This window comes from Paenibacillus sp. Y568, from assembly GCF_059445545.1.
The window spans coordinates 58,121-73,491 of the sequence record NZ_JCAIUM010000013.1; the positions used below are offsets into that span (position 1 = coordinate 58,121).

Consider the following 15,371-nt stretch of genomic DNA (forward strand, 5'->3'; position numbering starts at 1 on the left):
GGAATGGAGGATCTCAATGAGCGATATGAATATTCGTCTTGAACTATGTAAATATGCCAAGAAAACCGTTGAGAATGGGCTTGTTGTTGGACCCGGTGGTAATATCAGTGCCCGTATTGGAGATACGATGTATGTGTCACCAAGTGGGTTCGCGATGGAGGATATAACCCAAGAGCAATGGGTTGAAGTAGATATCCCGACAGGGGAGATAACGGACATTGGACTACGACCGTCCTCGGAAGTCCTTATGCATTTATTTTGTTACCGGAACAACTCAACGATTGGGGCGATTGTTCATACACATCCTTCATCATGCATTGCTTTCACACTTGTCAAAACGGAACTTCCGATTATGTTCCCAGATCAAGCTGCACTAGTAGGAAAGACAGCTTTTGTTCCATACGTCCTTCCCACAACGATTGTTCTTGCGGAAGCTGTAGCAAACAAAGTCAATGAAGCAAGCTCCATCCTACTCGGTAACCATGGTCTCGTTACGGTAGGAAGAAATTTACGAGAAGCCTATTACCGTACACAAGTTGTAGCAGAGAGTGCCGCAATCTATATGTCTGCAAAGGTTATTGGTACACCCAAAGCTTTGAGTGACGAGGAATTTGCAGAAATTGCTTCTCTAGAAAGTGAAGATTATCGCATCAAGCTTCTTCAACAAATGAAGTAACCTATAGCCACCAGTATAGTAAGGGCGGTGCAGGACAATGAGCTTAAAGTCTCCAACAGTTCTTGCCTTTGATCTCGGAGCAAGTAGCGGAAGAGCTTTGATTGGTGAAATGATCTCTGGAACCGATGGAGAGAAAAGTCTGCGAATGACAGAAATTCATCGATTCACGAATGGACATATCCAAGTAGGTAAGCATTACTATTGGGATATCTTGATGATTGTACAAGAGATCAAGAGAGGGATTCGTAAAGCATTTCAACAAGGATTCCTACCTGTTAGTTATGGGATTGATACTTGGGGTGTTGATTTCGGACTCCTGGACCACAACGGAGAATTGCTTGGTAATCCATATCACTATCGAGATCCTCAGACGAATGGATTAATTAATGAAATCTGTGAGAGGGTCGGTGAAGAGAGGCTTTTCATAGAAGGTGGACTACAATTGATGCCTTTTAACACCATCTATCAGTTGTATGCTATGAAGAAGGCGAATTGTCCTAAGTTAACCCATGCGAAGACATTGTTACTAACGCCTGATTTATTGAATTATTTCCTCACTGGAGAGAAGACCTGTGAGTTTACTATGGCTACAACGACGCAATTATTCTTACCTAACCAAGGTGTATGGAATGAGCCGCTTATGAAGGAATTAGGCATTCCATCCTCCTTGTTTATCGAACCTATACAGCCGGGTGCGATCATAGGGAACCTCACCGATGAAGTGCGTAAGGAGCTTGGTATACCTGATCTAAAAGCGATTGCAGTTGGCTCGCATGACACGGAATCCGCTATCGTTGCGGTCCCAGCAAACACTTCTAATTTCGTATATCTGGTATGTGGGACATGGTCACTCCTTGGCACAGAACTTGAAGAGGCTTTATTGACTATGGAAGTGAGGCAACTCCAATTCTCTAATGAGGGCGGAGTGGGCCATACATATCAGCTATTGAAGAATATTATGGGGTTATGGCTTTTACAAGAATGTAAGCGTAAATGGGATAGGATTGATACAGAAGTGACCTTTACGGAAATAGTCAGGGAAGCGGCAGAGGTTACTCCTTTTCGGAGTCTCATTGATCCGGATGATCTTAGGTTTCTTAACCCGTCCGATATGGAGAAGGAAATCCAGAAGTTCTGTGAAGAATCGGAACAACCTGTACCTCATCAACGAGGGGAAGTGGTACGTTGTATTCTAGAAAGTTTAGCGCTTCGTTATCGTAAAGTGTTGGAACAAGTCGAGAAGTTGACAGGTCATGCCTATGCAGGATTACACATGATTGGTGGTGGGATTCAGAACGAGTTATTGTGTCAGTTCACTGCTAATGCCATTGCTCGTCCGGTATGGGCAGGTCCCGTCGAAGCGAGTGCAATCGGAAATATAATCGTACAGTTCCATGCCAATGGGGAGATTAACGATGTTAAAGAAGCTGCATATATCATTAAGAGATCTTTTCCTGTAGTAACTTACGAGCCATTCACAACAGAGGATTGGTCAGATGCTTATTATCAATATGATCAGATCTCACACTCTATTTAATGTAGATTAGGAAAGGATGGCTCATATGTTATATGGTGTTCCTGGAATCATAACACCCGATCTTTTGAAAATAATGATGGAGATGGGCCACGGCGATGAGATTGTACTAGCGGATGCTAATTTTCCTGCAGCAAGTCACACATCGAGACTCATTCGTTGCGATGGGCATGCCATTCCATTATTGCTAGATGCTATTCTGCACATGTTTCCTTTAGATAAATACGTTGAGAGACCGGTGGTACTTATGCAAATTGTTCCAGGGGACTTAGTGGAGACACCCATTTGGGAAAAGTATAAGACGATTATCGAACAACGAACAGGATTATCTCAACCTCTAGAGAAGATCGAACGGTTCGAATTCTATGAGCGCACGAAAAGGGCTTACGCCGTAGTTGCAACAGGGGAGAAGGCCTTGTATGCAAATATAATTTTAAAGAAAGGTGTAATTACCTAATGGACTGTAGCTGGAATTAAGTTGAAATAAGGGGACTAGCGAAGTACAGTTGAGGTGTAATGTGGTTTACAAAACTATAAGATTTCTTTATAATTGTAATATAAGATTTATTATATGCACCTGTTGATTTACGGAGGAGCCTGTCACCAAGGGCTCCTCCTGTTTATTTTTGGGGATTCCGAATATAGGAATCCTCTTTTTTTTTTGTTGCAACTTCCTCATATTAAACAATATTAGAGGGTATTTTAATCGTAAGAGAGGGAGATGACGTATGGCATTTATTTTTTATCTTGTCCTTATTCTATTTTTTACTAAAGTAGCAGGGGATCTATCGGTTCGACTCGGACAGCCAGCAGTATTAGGGAAGTTGATCATAGGGGTTGTCTTAGGGCCAGCTGTACTAGGTTGGATTCCAAACGATAGTGATTTTATTCATTACATGTCAGAAATCGGTGTATTATTGCTCATGTTTATAGCCGGTCTAGAAACAGATGTGGATCAACTTAAGAGGAATTGGAAGTCCGCACTTGCGGTTGCCGTAGGAGGGATAATTCTTCCTTTTGTCGGAGGATTCGCTGTCGCTGAATTATTTGGATTCCCTAATAGTTATGCACTTTTTATGGGGGTTATTTTTAGTGCTACGTCCGTTAGTATTTCAGCTCAAGTGCTAAAAGATATGAATAAACTGAATTCCCGTGAAGGTACGACGATCCTGGGAGCCGCGGTAGTAGATGATGTCCTCGTAGTTATTCTATTAGCCGTAATGATGAGTTTACTTGGTACTGGGGAGGACGTGAACTTAGGTTTACTCATCGGCAAGAAGGTATTATTCTTTGTCATTATTATTGCCGTAGGGGCGTTCCTTGTACCTAAGGTGATGAAGGTGCTCTCCAAGTTACAGGTGACGGAAGCGACCATAACAGCTGCTCTAGTTATATGTTTTGGTTTTGCTTATTTTGCAGATCTGATGGGTATGGCCGGAATTATAGGTTCGTTTGCAGCAGGGATTGCGATTTCACAGACTTCCTTTAAGCACATTGTGGAAAAGAAGGTAGAACCCATTGCGTATTCTATATTTGTACCTGTCTTTTTTGTGAGCGTTGGACTTAATGTTTCCTTTGAAGGTGTGGGACAACAAATTGGATTCCTCATTCTACTCTCGTTAGTAGCTATATTGAGCAAATGGATAGGTGGAGGACTTGGAGCAAGACTAACCGGATTTAATACACGGTCGTCGATTGCCATTGGAGCAGGAATGATATCAAGAGGAGAAGTAGCTTTAATCATTGCGGCGACAGGATTAGAAGCAGGTCTACTTCAACCGCAATATTTCACTTCCGTCATCATTATGGTTATTCTCACGACGTTAGTTACGCCTCCTTTGTTAAAATACTTGTTCCGTGAGCCCGTAACAGTTAAGGACAACTAGACTACGCATAGCTTCTTATTTTTATGAAGAGCTTCAATCCAATAATGGGTTGAGGCTCTTCGTCTGTTATAGGATCAGTTGCTTCCATGAACGTGTCATTTTTTACATTCGGATGATGTATTTTTTACCAATTGAAACTATACTATTAACGAAGCCTACAATCTCATTCTCTTAAGATATTGGGATGTAAATGTATGAATGAGGGCTATTTAGGATATGGGGGTACGAAGGATGAAGAAGTTAATCAACTATGCGCATCGAGGTGCATCAGCAGCATGCCCTGAGAACACGATGGCGGCTTTTGTTAAGGGTCTTGAACTAGGAGCAACAGGGATCGAAACAGATGTCCAGATGACCAAGGATGGCCATTTGGTACTGATCCATGATGAAGCTATCAATCGTACTACGAATGGGTCGGGTTATGTGAAGGATATGACCTTGGAACAGTTATCTTTGGAAGATGCAGGTTCTTGGTTCGGAGATTCTTTCGAAGGTGAGCGTATACCTTTGCTAGAAGATTTACTGAAGCTTCTTTGTCAACGTGACACAATGTTAAATATTGAACTAAAAAATGGTATTTTTATGTATCCAGGTATGGAGGAGAAGGTAATCCAACTTGTTCGTCAATATAACATGGCGGATCGAGTGGTATTCTCAAGTTTTAATCATTATTCTTTAGCATTTTGTAAAAGTATTGCCCCTGAGATTCGGACTGGAATCCTTTACATGGAGGGGCTGTACCAACCTTGGGAGTATGCTGCAACATTAGGTGCTGATGCACTTCATGCGAACCATTATGCTGTGTTGCCCGAATTTGTGAAGGGTGCGACAGCACATGGAAAGGAATATTGTCCCTTTACAGTTAATGATCCTGAGCGAATGACATATTTAATTGAAGCGGGTGTCTCGGGGATTATAACCGATTATCCTGACAGACTAGTTGAACTATTAGCCATTAGAGGAGAGTGACCGAGTGAGGAAGACATGGCTTCTGGGTTTTGGGTTCTTCAGTATTAGTATTACTTGGGCATTATATAATGCATTTGTACCCTTTTTTCTCGAAAACTATGTACAAAGCATCGCTGTTGTCGGCTTCTTGATGACCATCGATAATTACTTTGCCCTTTTTCTACAACCATGGATAGGCAATAGAAGTGATCGCACGGCAACTCGGCATGGTAGAAGAATCCCTTATTTGTTATTTGGAATGCCGCTAGCAGCGATCTTTACGGCAATCATACCGTTTCATACGGGATTATTCACTCTCTTACTATTTATGATACTGATGAATCTATCCATGAGCTTATATCGCTCTCCTACGGTGGCATTGATGCCTGATATTACGGTAGAGAATAAGCGTACGAAAGCCAATGGGATTATTAACTTTATGGGTGGAGTAGGCTCCATTCTTGCTTTTGGAGTAGGTTCCATATTGTATGACTACCATCGTTCGTTACCTTTTATTGTAGCAGGGTTGTTAACCTTATTATGTCTATTAGTTGTCTCACGCACGATAAAGGAATCTAGAGATTCTGTAATCACACCTTCGGAGCAACTTGGATCGGGAACGAAACCTCGTATATCGTTAAAAAAACAACTAGACCGCACAACAGTATTTTTACTAGCTGCAATCTTCTTCTGGTTCGTCTCTTATCAAGGGGTTGAAACGTTATTTACGTTGTATGGGAAAAATCACTTAGGACTAAGTGAGAAAGCCGCGTCATTCTCCTTAACTTTTTTCTCATTAGCATTTGTTCTGTTTGCGATCCCAAGTGGCTTTCTAGGTAACCGATTTGGTAAGAAAAAAATGATCATTGCAGGTATATGTGGTCTGTTTATTGTCTTTTCCCTTGTAATCTTTGTGAACGATTTATTGATTCTCCGCCTTCTCTTATTAGTTGGAGGGATGTTCTGGGCATGTATTAATATCAATTCATATCCATTTATTATATCTACAGGCAAAGAAGAGAGCATCGGTACACGAACAGGGTTATATTACTTAGTGTCTTCTTTAGCAGCCATATCCTCTCCGCCATTATTAGGAATGATGATCGATAGTTTCGGTTACTCTATATTATTCTACTGTGCATCGGCAAGCATGCTGGTAGCATTAGCGTTTATATTGATGGTCAGACAAGAAAAAGAGTCTTTGAATATGCCAAAGAGTGGGCTTCCGACAGAGAGTATCTAATATATTGTCAATTATTCTCTGTAAAGGAATTGGATTAAGGAGAATTTGACGTTATAATTAAGACAGAACAATCATTTAGGCGCATACTTTTATTGGCCATAAGAAGGAGAGAATTATTATTATGACGAAGGTACTTATTTTTGGACACAAAAATCCAGACACAGATACAATCTGCTCGGCTATTGCTTATGCTGAACTAAAGATAGCTTTAGGTGTAGATGCAGAACCCGTTCGATTGGGCTCGATTAACGGAGAAACACAATATGCATTAGATCATTTCAATGTGAGTGGCCCTCGTCTTGTAGAGACGGTCTCTAATGAAGTAGAGGAAGTTATTCTCGTCGATCATAATGAACGTCAACAGAGTGCTAGTGATATTGATAAGGTACGCGTTGTGGAAGTTATTGATCATCATCGAATTGCGAATTTTGAGACCAGCCATCCGTTGTATTACCGTGCAGAGCCAGTAGGTTGTACAGCAACTATTCTAAATAAAATGTATAAAGAAAAGGGAGTCGCGGTTCGTAAGGAGATTGCTGGATTAATGTTATCCGCTATCATTTCAGACTCGCTACTCTTGAAGTCTCCAACATGTACAGCTGAGGATGTGGCTGCGGCGAAGGAATTAGCTGAGATTGCAGGTGTAAACTTAGAAAGCTATGGCCTAGAAATGCTTAAAGCGGGTGCGGATCTTAGTGATAAGACTATTCAAGAATTGATCTCTCTTGATGCTAAAGAATTCCAAATGGGCAACTACAAAGTGGAGATTGCTCAAGTGAATGCAGTGGATACGAATGATGTATTAGCTCGCCAATCTGAATTGGAAGCTGCCCTATCCACTGTAATTGCGGAGAAGGGTTTAGATTTATTTGTATTTGTCGTTACGGATATTCTTAATAATGATTCCGTAGCATTGGCACTTGGTAAAGTAACTAACGCAGTAGAACAAGCTTATGACGTACAATTGGTTGATAACAAGACGATATTAAAGGGCGTTGTGTCACGTAAATCACAAATTGTCCCTGTATTAACTGAAACATTAAATAAATTGTAATTCTCGAATAGAAGAACGTAATCATAGCCGATTCTTGGCGCGATTGCGTTTTTTTTGTGTGTACAAATAATTAGAGTGGCAATGAGGAGGGGTATGAATTTAATAGTGTAGAGCATACTGAATTTGCAAAAGGATAAATAATCGTTAAAATAAGAAATAAGATAAGTAATGAGTGTGATGTTTGTCATTGCAATCAACAATAATGGTCTGATCTAGATCATCCTTAGGAGGAACAACAAGATGGAGAGAATTCAAACAGAAGAACAGTACCGTCAATTAACACAAAGTGATGAATGGACTGTCATTAAGTATGATGCAACCTGGTGTCCCGATTGTAAAACACTGGATAAATTCATGGGTGGAATCATTGATAACAATTCAGACAAACAATTTTATGCATTGGATGTTGAACAGTTTCCAAATATCTCAGATGAGAATGATGTACGTGGAATTCCTAGCTTATTAGTGTATCGAAATGGAGAAAAGGTAGCTCATCTACATAGTAAATTTGCCAAAACTCCAGCTCAAATTACAGAGTATCTAGAATCAATTAAATAAATTTTTTGCAAATAAATGATACCCCTATCCTCATGATAGAGGGTATTTTTTGTGTCTAATTCTCAGAAGAAATTGAATTGAATGTTAGCTATGCTAGAATGGAGGGGAGGTGAACAAGATGTGGGGCTTCTTTATCCGGAAGACAAACAATATGAAGATCAAGACCAAATTAATCTATTCATACATTGGAGTCGTAATGATTCCAGTTATTATTATCGGTGTTACGCTAACAGGATACTTTCGTCAAATGGCACTAGATAATGCAGTTGCTCAAATGTCTAATAACGTGGATAAGATCCGTTCTCAAATGGTGAACTTGTTAAAAGTCCCCGTTGATATTTCCAACAAAATTTATCTTGACGAGGATTTACAAACGATTGTGAACACACGTTATAGAAGCAATCTTGAAGTGTTTAATGCCTATAAGGATTATGACGAATTTCAGAAAATGAGTGATCTCTACAGTGAGATTAGCGGCATTCGATTCTATCATTATAATGAGAGTATGAGTGATAATTTAGAATTTACTCGTATTAATCTGGAAACAAGTCAAACGCCTTGGTTTAAGTCAGCCACATCAAATATTGGTATTAATTGGTTCTACTTAAAGGATCAGAATGCAGATGATGAGAAGAGACTAAGTTTAGTTCGTCCCATTCAATTTAGTGAATATAGATCAAGAGGTGTTCTAGTTATCCCCGTGAATCAGAACCGGCTGAACTCGATTCTAATCAACGAACCTTTTGAGACGATGATAGCTGACGAAGATGGATATATTGTAGCCGCAAAGAATCCAGCATTGGTGGGAACAACGTTAGCCAAGCTTGACCTTAAGTTCAGCCTTGAAGAGTCTACCAAAAGTACATTTACGGCCGAAATTAATGGGGTACCTTCAAATATAGTGATTAGTGAATTAACACCGGAAGCAAGTCGAAATAGTCTTACTATCGTTTCTGCCTTTTCTACGGAAAGTATCGTCAAAGATTCGAAGCGGGTCAGTTGGATTGGATTAGCATTAATATTGGTCGTCTTGGCCCTTGCGCTTGTTCTCATATATGTTGTATCCCAGTTAATATCGAATCGACTTCTACATCTCAGCAGACAACTTAATAAGGTAGCAAGAGGTGACTTCACAGTTAACTCGGGTATTGATGGGAATGATGAGATTGGTCAATTGTCACGGCAATTTAATTATATGGTCAATAGTATTAATGATTTAATGAATCAAGTCTACGAAACGAGTGAGAAGAATAATAAGCTTGAAATCGCCCAGAGAGAAATTAAATTAAAAATGATGGCTAGTCAAATTAATCCTCATTTTTTATTTAATGTGTTAGAATCCATTCGTATGAAGGCGCATATTCACGGAGAAAAAGAAATTGCTAATATTGTTCAATTACTAGGCAAATTAATGCGTAAAAACCTCGAAATTGGTGGTGGAATAACGACTCTGAGGGAAGAGATGGAAATGGTTCGATCGTATCTGGGGATACAGAAATTCAGGTATGAGGACCGCTTGAACTTTGAGTTAATGATGGAACCCGAATCTAAAGAGATTAATATTCTACCTCTTATCATTCAACCTCTTGTTGAGAATGCAATTATACATGGACTTGAAGGCAAGGAAGTGAATGGGATTCTAATTGTAAGAAGTTGGGTGAGTAATAATGAATTACATATTGAAGTCATGGATAACGGTATTGGGATGTCATGTGAGCGTATGCAAGAAGTTGTATCTTCTTTAGAATTAGATGAGATAGAGGGTGCAAGGATCGGTCTACGTAACGTACATCAGAGACTTAAATTGTTTTATGGTGCCCAATATGGATTAAACATTTCTAGCGAGTTAGGAAAGGGTACTACAATACATTTTGATATCCCGATGGGAGGAGACACCTTTGTTTAATGTGCTAATTGTAGATGATGAGCCCAGCATTCGCGAGGGACTAAAGACGATAATAGATTGGGAAGAACATGGTTACAGGGTGATAGATACTGCGTCAAACGGGCGCGAAGCATTAATGAAATTTAATCAACTACGACCAGATCTAACAATTATCGATATTCGTATGCCCGGAATGACCGGACTTGAAGTCATTGAGCAAATTCGCCAAGAGAATAGTGGAGGGCGATTCTTAATTCTAAGTGGTTATGCCGATTTCGATTACGCGAGGAAAGCAATCACGAATAGAGTAGATGGATATTTACTGAAACCCGTAGATGAAGATGAGATGATTGAAGAATTACAACGCATTAGAGCATCGTTATCCAAAGAGATTCAACTTCAACTACGCAATGCTGAAGGGGATCACTACCTACGGGAGCATATGGTGGAGTCCTTCCTGTTTGATGGGAACGAACAAGGGAATTTAGAGAGTATTATGAATTTAGGACTTTCTTGGAACAGTTATCAAATGTTATTGGTTGAAGTACATGGTCAACCTTCTGGGGATTCATTACACTTAACGACGCTCAAAGGGAAACTAGCGGATTGGTTTGATCAATCAGATAGTGGAATTGTTTTTTCAGCAGGACCTAACATTGGTATTTTGATGAGACATGCTATTATTCGAGATGATCAAGCCGAGGTCTTGTATAAGGAATTATCCATGATCACAGAAGAATGGGGATGGATTATATATGCGGCTGCAGGTCAAATGGTAGATGACATAAGAGAGATCGGAAGCTCATATACGAGTGCTGCTGAGCTACTCCATCATCGGTTCCTTTTTGAGCATAAGCGAGTCATGATTAGTGATGATCAACAGGTGATGATCGATAAATTCGATAACGAGCTTGTATTAAGCCATAGTGATGAGATCGAATTATCGGACAAACTTTATTATGCATTGGATATTCGGAGTAAGGAAGCGGTCTGGCGAGTGATGGAAGAAATAGAACAATGTATTATGAGCACTAGAAGATCAGAGCATACGATGAAATCACAATATACCCAAATATTCTCTATTGTGATGAATAAACTTTCTAGTAATAATCCGGAAATGTATTCTATTCTGCAAGATTATACATCATTCATATCAGAAGTATATCAACAAGTGACACTTAAAGAATTAAGACAATTAACGATTAACCATCTAAATAATTTGATTGAAAAATTAGGCGGCATAAGCAAGGATACCGTAGTCAAGCAAGTTATAGATTTCATTCAAAGAAACTCGAGTGAAAATTTAAAGCTAGAACTTTTGGCAGAAGTATTTAATTATAACAGTGCTTATTTAGGGAAACTATTTAAGAACTATACAGGTGAACATTTCAATATGTTCCTGGATAAAGTCAGGATAGACAAAGCTAAAGAGTTGTTAACGGAAGGGCTTAAAGTTCATCAAGTTGCAACCCGCGTAGGATATGCCAATGTAGATTATTTTCATAGTAAATTTAAGAAGTATGTTGGGGTTTCACCTTCCTCGTATAAAGGTAGAGAAAAGGAATAAATGATAGCGATTACAAAATATGGTCTATATTCAAATCATATGCATGAAAGCGCATATGATTTGTTTTCATCTAAAAGTATAATATTTACATGATTTTCAAGTGTGAAATAGGGGGTATATCTAATTTTTATATGAATTTATATAAAAATGATTGGGTATTATGCTAAATATGTTTCAAGTAAAATAAAGTATATCAAATAGAGGAGGGGTCCTTAAGATGGAAACGCTAACAACCAGCGGTAATTCCCCCGACAGCAACGGTGGTGCATCGCAAGCTCCTAAGAAAAAGCGTGGGATATGGGATGCGATTGTAAATCAAAAGTATCTATATTTAATGTCTATGCCTTTTGTAATATGGGTCGTTGTATTTAATTATCTTCCCTTGTGGGGATGGACAATGGCTTTTCAAAATTATAAACCTGCCCGTTCATTCGGTGAACAGAAATGGGTAGGATTCGATCAGTTCGTTGAGTTATTCTCAGATGAACGTTTTTATCTAGTGTTAAGAAATACATTAGCGATGAGTTTAATGGGACTAGTTGTGGGATTCGTTATTCCTGTTATATTCGCACTACTATTAAATGAACTTCGTGGAATGATGTATAAAAAGGTAATTCAGACCGTTTCTTATTTACCTCACTTTGTATCATGGGTAGTTGTAGCTGGAATTATTACAAAGTTATTGTCTACAGAAGGCGGAGCAGTGAATCAGTTGTTAATGCTTCTACATATCATTGATGAGCCGATTCAATTCATGGCCAAAGGGAACTTGTTCTGGTACATTGTAACTGCTTCAGATGTATGGAAAGAAACAGGTTGGAACACCATTATTTATTTGGCAGCGATTACAGGGATTGACTTGGAACTTTATGAAGCATCACGTGTTGATGGTGCGAATCGATTCAAACAAATGTGGCACATCACGATACCAGGAATTCGGTCCACAATATCCGTGCTTCTGATTATGTCTATTGGTCACTTGATCAGTAACGGATTTGAGAAACAATTCCTACTAGGGAATAGCTTAACAACGGACTATGCCGAAGTACTTGATTTATACGCACTAAATTATGGACTCAATATGGGTAGGTTCTCATACGGTACTGCCATAGGGATGTTTAACTCCGTTGTGAGTGTAATCTTACTCTTCACTGCGAATGGTATTTTCAAGAAAGTTACTAAAGAAAGCATAATGTAGAAGGAGGGGGTAGATATGAATAAAGCCTTCAATGCAACTAAATCCGAAAAAATATTTGATGTACTTAATATAATTTTCATGGCAATCATACTGATTGCTACGGTATATCCCTTCTTAAATGTACTAGCCATCTCTTTTAATGATTCTATTGATACGGTACGAGGTGGGATCTCGATATTCCCTCGTCAATTCACATTAGAGAATTATAAAACGATTTTCGGTTATGATACTTTACTTCAAGGGTTAAAGGTATCTTTACTACGTACTGTAGTGGGTACGGTATTCGGATTACTAAGTGCTTCAATGATCGCATACACACTTAGCCGACCAGATTTCCGTGCACGTAAATTTGTTTCAACATTTCTTGCAATGACGATGTATTTCTCAGGCGGAATGATTCCTGTATACATCCTAATGCGTGATTTGAACTTGATTGGAACGTTCTGGGTATATGTTTTACCTGGATTAGTAAGTGCGTTTAACGTGTTCATTGTAAGATCATTTATTGATGGACTGCCTTACGCATTACAAGAATCAGCTAAGCTTGATGGAGCAAATGACTTCACGATTTATTGGAGAATCATTCTTCCATTGTGTAAACCGGTTCTAGCAACCATCGCCTTGTTCATTGCTGTAGGACAATGGAATGCATGGTTTGACACATACTTGTATAACGGAAGTAATGCTACTTGGACGACATTACAGTACGAATTGATGAAAGTACTACAAAGTACTCAGCAAGGCGGATCTAATGTGAATGCCAATGATATGGCAAAACAAATGGCACAAATTTCACCAGAATCGATCAAAATGGCGATCACGATCGTCGTTACAGTTCCAATTCTAGTTGTATATCCTTTCCTTCAGAAGTACTTTGTTGGCGGAATGACACTTGGTGCTGTGAAATCTTAATATAATGGTCTTAGTGATGACGGATGAATAAGCGCTATGTGTTTATTCATCCGTCCAATATAAAGATAGATATAGAGATAGATTTATAAACAGATTAGTTTAGACTAAGACAATTTGTACAACAGAAAACCTGTGGGTACAACAAGATTAGACATATGATAGGGGAGTGTTTTGAATGGCAATGAATAAAAGTAAATATGCATTTGTTCCGCTGATTGTAGCTTCACTAGCAATTGCAGGATGCGGTAATAATGGGAATGCAGAACCTACCGACACGGGAGATACTACAAGTCCGATTACATTCTCATTCTTCGGTGCAGATGCAAGTCCTAACTGGAATAAAATGCAGGATGAAGTTGGTAAAGTTATTACTGAAAAAACAGGTGTAACCCTTAATGCAGAATATGCTATTTCAGGTGGAGGCCAAGACAAGATTGCCTTAATGGCAGCTAGTGGTGAATATCCAGACTTCGTGTATGCGAAGAGTGATATTAACAAACTTGTAGATGCTGGTGCGATGCTTGATTTGACAGATTTGATTGAACAATATGCTCCAAATCTAAAAAAGGTATATGGGGAATACATGAATCGTCTTCCTTATAGCTCTGAAGATAAAGGAATCTATGTTATTCCAACGAATGCCGCAGTGAGTCAGTCCTATTTCGACGCAACAGGTGGATTCGAAATTCAACATGCGGTTCTAAAAGAACTAGGTTATCCTGAAGTGAAGACACTTCAGGATTTCGAAAATGTCCTTAAAGCTTATAAAGACAAACATCCTACAATCGATGGTCAACCTACGATTCCTTTGACGCTTGATGCAGATGATTGGAGAATCATGATCACTGTAACGAACCCAGCTTTCTATACTACTGGAGCACCAGATGATGGTGAATATTACATCAATCCAGAAACATTTGAAGCTCAACTTCACTACAAACGTCCAGAAGAGAAAGAATACTTCCGTTGGTTGAACCATATGTACAATGTAGGTTTACTTGACAAGGATACGTTCGTACAGAAGAGTGACCAATATAAATCTAAGATTTCTAGTGGTCGTGTCCTTGGTCTGATTGACCAAGAATGGGGATATGCTGACGCAGAGAACTCTTTGAAGGCTTCTGGTAAAGATGAAAGAACATATGCGCATTTCCCTGTAACACTTTCTGAAGAATATAAAGATCATACCTTTGTAGATACTGGATTCTTGTCTGGTTGGGGTATAGGGATTACAACAGCAACGAAAGATCCTGTACGTGCTATTAAATTCCTAGATTACTTGGCTTCCGATGAAGGACAAGTTCTTCAGAACTGGGGCATAGAAGGTGTACATTATAACGTTGTAGATGGCAAACGTGTCATTCCTGCAGACGTTCTAGATAAGAAAAATAATGATGGTTCTAATTTCGCGAAGAAAACTGGTATTGGTCTATATACCGCGATGTCTGCACACTATGGTGACGGTGTACTTGATCCATCCGGTAACTATTACACAACGAACTACCCTGATCAGATTGTAAATAGTTACTCTGATGCAGAGAAGGAAAGTTTAAAAGCATATAACGCAACAACATGGAAAGATCTATTCCCAACAGAGAAGGATTTCCCAGTTAAAGCGTACGGAGCGGCATTCAACATCACAGTTGAAGAAGGTTCGAGTTATGCTGTGAAGTTCCAAAAGACTCAAGATATTATCCGTAAACGTATTCCAGAAGCAATCCTATCTACTCCTGAGAAGTTCGACGCTGTATATGATGGTATGATTACAGAGCTTAATAAAGCAGGGGCAGAAGATATGGAGAAGGAATATACAGAACTTGTGAAAGAACGTGTAGAATTGTGGAGCGGTAAATAAGCTACGGTACTACTAAATAGGTAACAACTAAGGACCTGCTAATAAGCAGGTCCCT

General features: G+C 39.2%; 13 protein-coding genes. All 13 read left to right on the forward strand.

What is annotated here, in order from left to right; translation table 11 throughout:
- Positions 1–16: 16 nt before the first annotated feature.
- The 13 genes from AC1D7X_RS17990 (at position 17) to AC1D7X_RS18050 (ending at position 15,316) form a co-directional block, all read left to right on the forward strand.
- Entirely contained in the window at positions 17–676 is a 660-nt protein-coding gene (locus tag AC1D7X_RS17990) for a class II aldolase/adducin family protein (RefSeq protein WP_495458122.1), read from the forward strand.
- A gap of 37 nt (positions 677–713) precedes the next feature.
- Entirely contained in the window at positions 714–2,213 is a 1,500-nt protein-coding gene (locus AC1D7X_RS17995) for a rhamnulokinase (protein WP_495475832.1), read from the forward strand.
- Between the two features lie 25 nt (positions 2,214–2,238).
- Positions 2,239–2,667 carry an RbsD/FucU family protein gene (locus AC1D7X_RS18000; RefSeq protein WP_495458120.1) on the forward strand — a complete coding sequence of 143 codons (429 nt, stop codon included), beginning with the start codon at positions 2,239–2,241 and terminating at the stop codon, positions 2,665–2,667.
- Positions 2,668–2,938: 271 nt separating this feature from the next.
- Positions 2,939–4,096 (forward strand): cation:proton antiporter, encoded by a 1,158-nt coding sequence (locus tag AC1D7X_RS18005; RefSeq protein ID WP_495458119.1) that lies wholly within the window; start codon positions 2,939–2,941, stop codon positions 4,094–4,096.
- A gap of 231 nt (positions 4,097–4,327) precedes the next feature.
- A complete protein-coding gene (locus AC1D7X_RS18010; protein WP_495475833.1) occupies positions 4,328–5,065 on the forward strand; it encodes a glycerophosphodiester phosphodiesterase in 738 nt (245 codons plus the stop codon).
- Positions 5,066–5,069: 4 nt separating this feature from the next.
- Entirely contained in the window at positions 5,070–6,287 is a 1,218-nt protein-coding gene (locus AC1D7X_RS18015; protein ID WP_495475834.1) for an SLC45 family MFS transporter, read from the forward strand.
- 121 nt (positions 6,288–6,408) lie between these two features.
- On the forward strand, positions 6,409–7,341 hold the full coding sequence (locus AC1D7X_RS18020) for a manganese-dependent inorganic pyrophosphatase (protein ID WP_495475835.1): 933 nt from the start codon (positions 6,409–6,411) through the stop codon (positions 7,339–7,341).
- Positions 7,342–7,581: 240 nt separating this feature from the next.
- Positions 7,582–7,899, forward strand: coding sequence for a thioredoxin family protein (locus tag AC1D7X_RS18025; RefSeq protein ID WP_495458115.1), 318 nt, complete (start codon positions 7,582–7,584; stop codon positions 7,897–7,899).
- A 118-nt stretch (positions 7,900–8,017) separates the two neighbouring features.
- Positions 8,018–9,805: a cache domain-containing sensor histidine kinase gene (locus AC1D7X_RS18030; protein WP_495458158.1), complete on the forward strand. Its 1,788-nt coding sequence runs from the start codon at positions 8,018–8,020 to the stop codon at positions 9,803–9,805.
- Position 9,806: 1 nt separating this feature from the next.
- Entirely contained in the window at positions 9,807–11,351 is a 1,545-nt protein-coding gene (locus AC1D7X_RS18035; RefSeq protein WP_495458157.1) for a response regulator, read from the forward strand.
- Between the two features lie 217 nt (positions 11,352–11,568).
- On the forward strand, positions 11,569–12,549 hold the full coding sequence (locus AC1D7X_RS18040; protein WP_495458114.1) for an ABC transporter permease: 981 nt from the start codon (positions 11,569–11,571) through the stop codon (positions 12,547–12,549).
- A gap of 15 nt (positions 12,550–12,564) precedes the next feature.
- Positions 12,565–13,461, forward strand: coding sequence for a carbohydrate ABC transporter permease (locus AC1D7X_RS18045; RefSeq protein WP_495458113.1), 897 nt, complete (start codon positions 12,565–12,567; stop codon positions 13,459–13,461).
- 175 nt (positions 13,462–13,636) lie between these two features.
- Positions 13,637–15,316: an ABC transporter substrate-binding protein gene (locus AC1D7X_RS18050; RefSeq protein WP_495458112.1), complete on the forward strand. Its 1,680-nt coding sequence runs from the start codon at positions 13,637–13,639 to the stop codon at positions 15,314–15,316.
- The last annotated feature ends 55 nt before the right edge of the window (positions 15,317–15,371 follow it).

Coding starts and splice junctions, on each gene's coding strand:
- AC1D7X_RS18020 (WP_495475835.1), top strand. CDS start 6,409: ATGACGAAGGTACTTATTTTTGGACACAAAAATCCAGACACAGATACA.
- AC1D7X_RS18005 (WP_495458119.1), top strand. CDS start 2,939: ATGGCATTTATTTTTTATCTTGTCCTTATTCTATTTTTTACTAAAGTA.
- AC1D7X_RS18025 (WP_495458115.1), top strand. CDS start 7,582: ATGGAGAGAATTCAAACAGAAGAACAGTACCGTCAATTAACACAAAGT.
- AC1D7X_RS18050 (WP_495458112.1), top strand. CDS start 13,637: ATGGCAATGAATAAAAGTAAATATGCATTTGTTCCGCTGATTGTAGCT.
- AC1D7X_RS18045 (WP_495458113.1), top strand. CDS start 12,565: ATGAATAAAGCCTTCAATGCAACTAAATCCGAAAAAATATTTGATGTA.
- AC1D7X_RS17995 (WP_495475832.1), top strand. CDS start 714: ATGAGCTTAAAGTCTCCAACAGTTCTTGCCTTTGATCTCGGAGCAAGT.
- AC1D7X_RS18000 (WP_495458120.1), top strand. CDS start 2,239: ATGTTATATGGTGTTCCTGGAATCATAACACCCGATCTTTTGAAAATA.
- AC1D7X_RS17990 (WP_495458122.1), top strand. CDS start 17: ATGAGCGATATGAATATTCGTCTTGAACTATGTAAATATGCCAAGAAA.
- AC1D7X_RS18040 (WP_495458114.1), top strand. CDS start 11,569: ATGGAAACGCTAACAACCAGCGGTAATTCCCCCGACAGCAACGGTGGT.
- AC1D7X_RS18010 (WP_495475833.1), top strand. CDS start 4,328: ATGAAGAAGTTAATCAACTATGCGCATCGAGGTGCATCAGCAGCATGC.
- AC1D7X_RS18030 (WP_495458158.1), top strand. CDS start 8,018: ATGTGGGGCTTCTTTATCCGGAAGACAAACAATATGAAGATCAAGACC.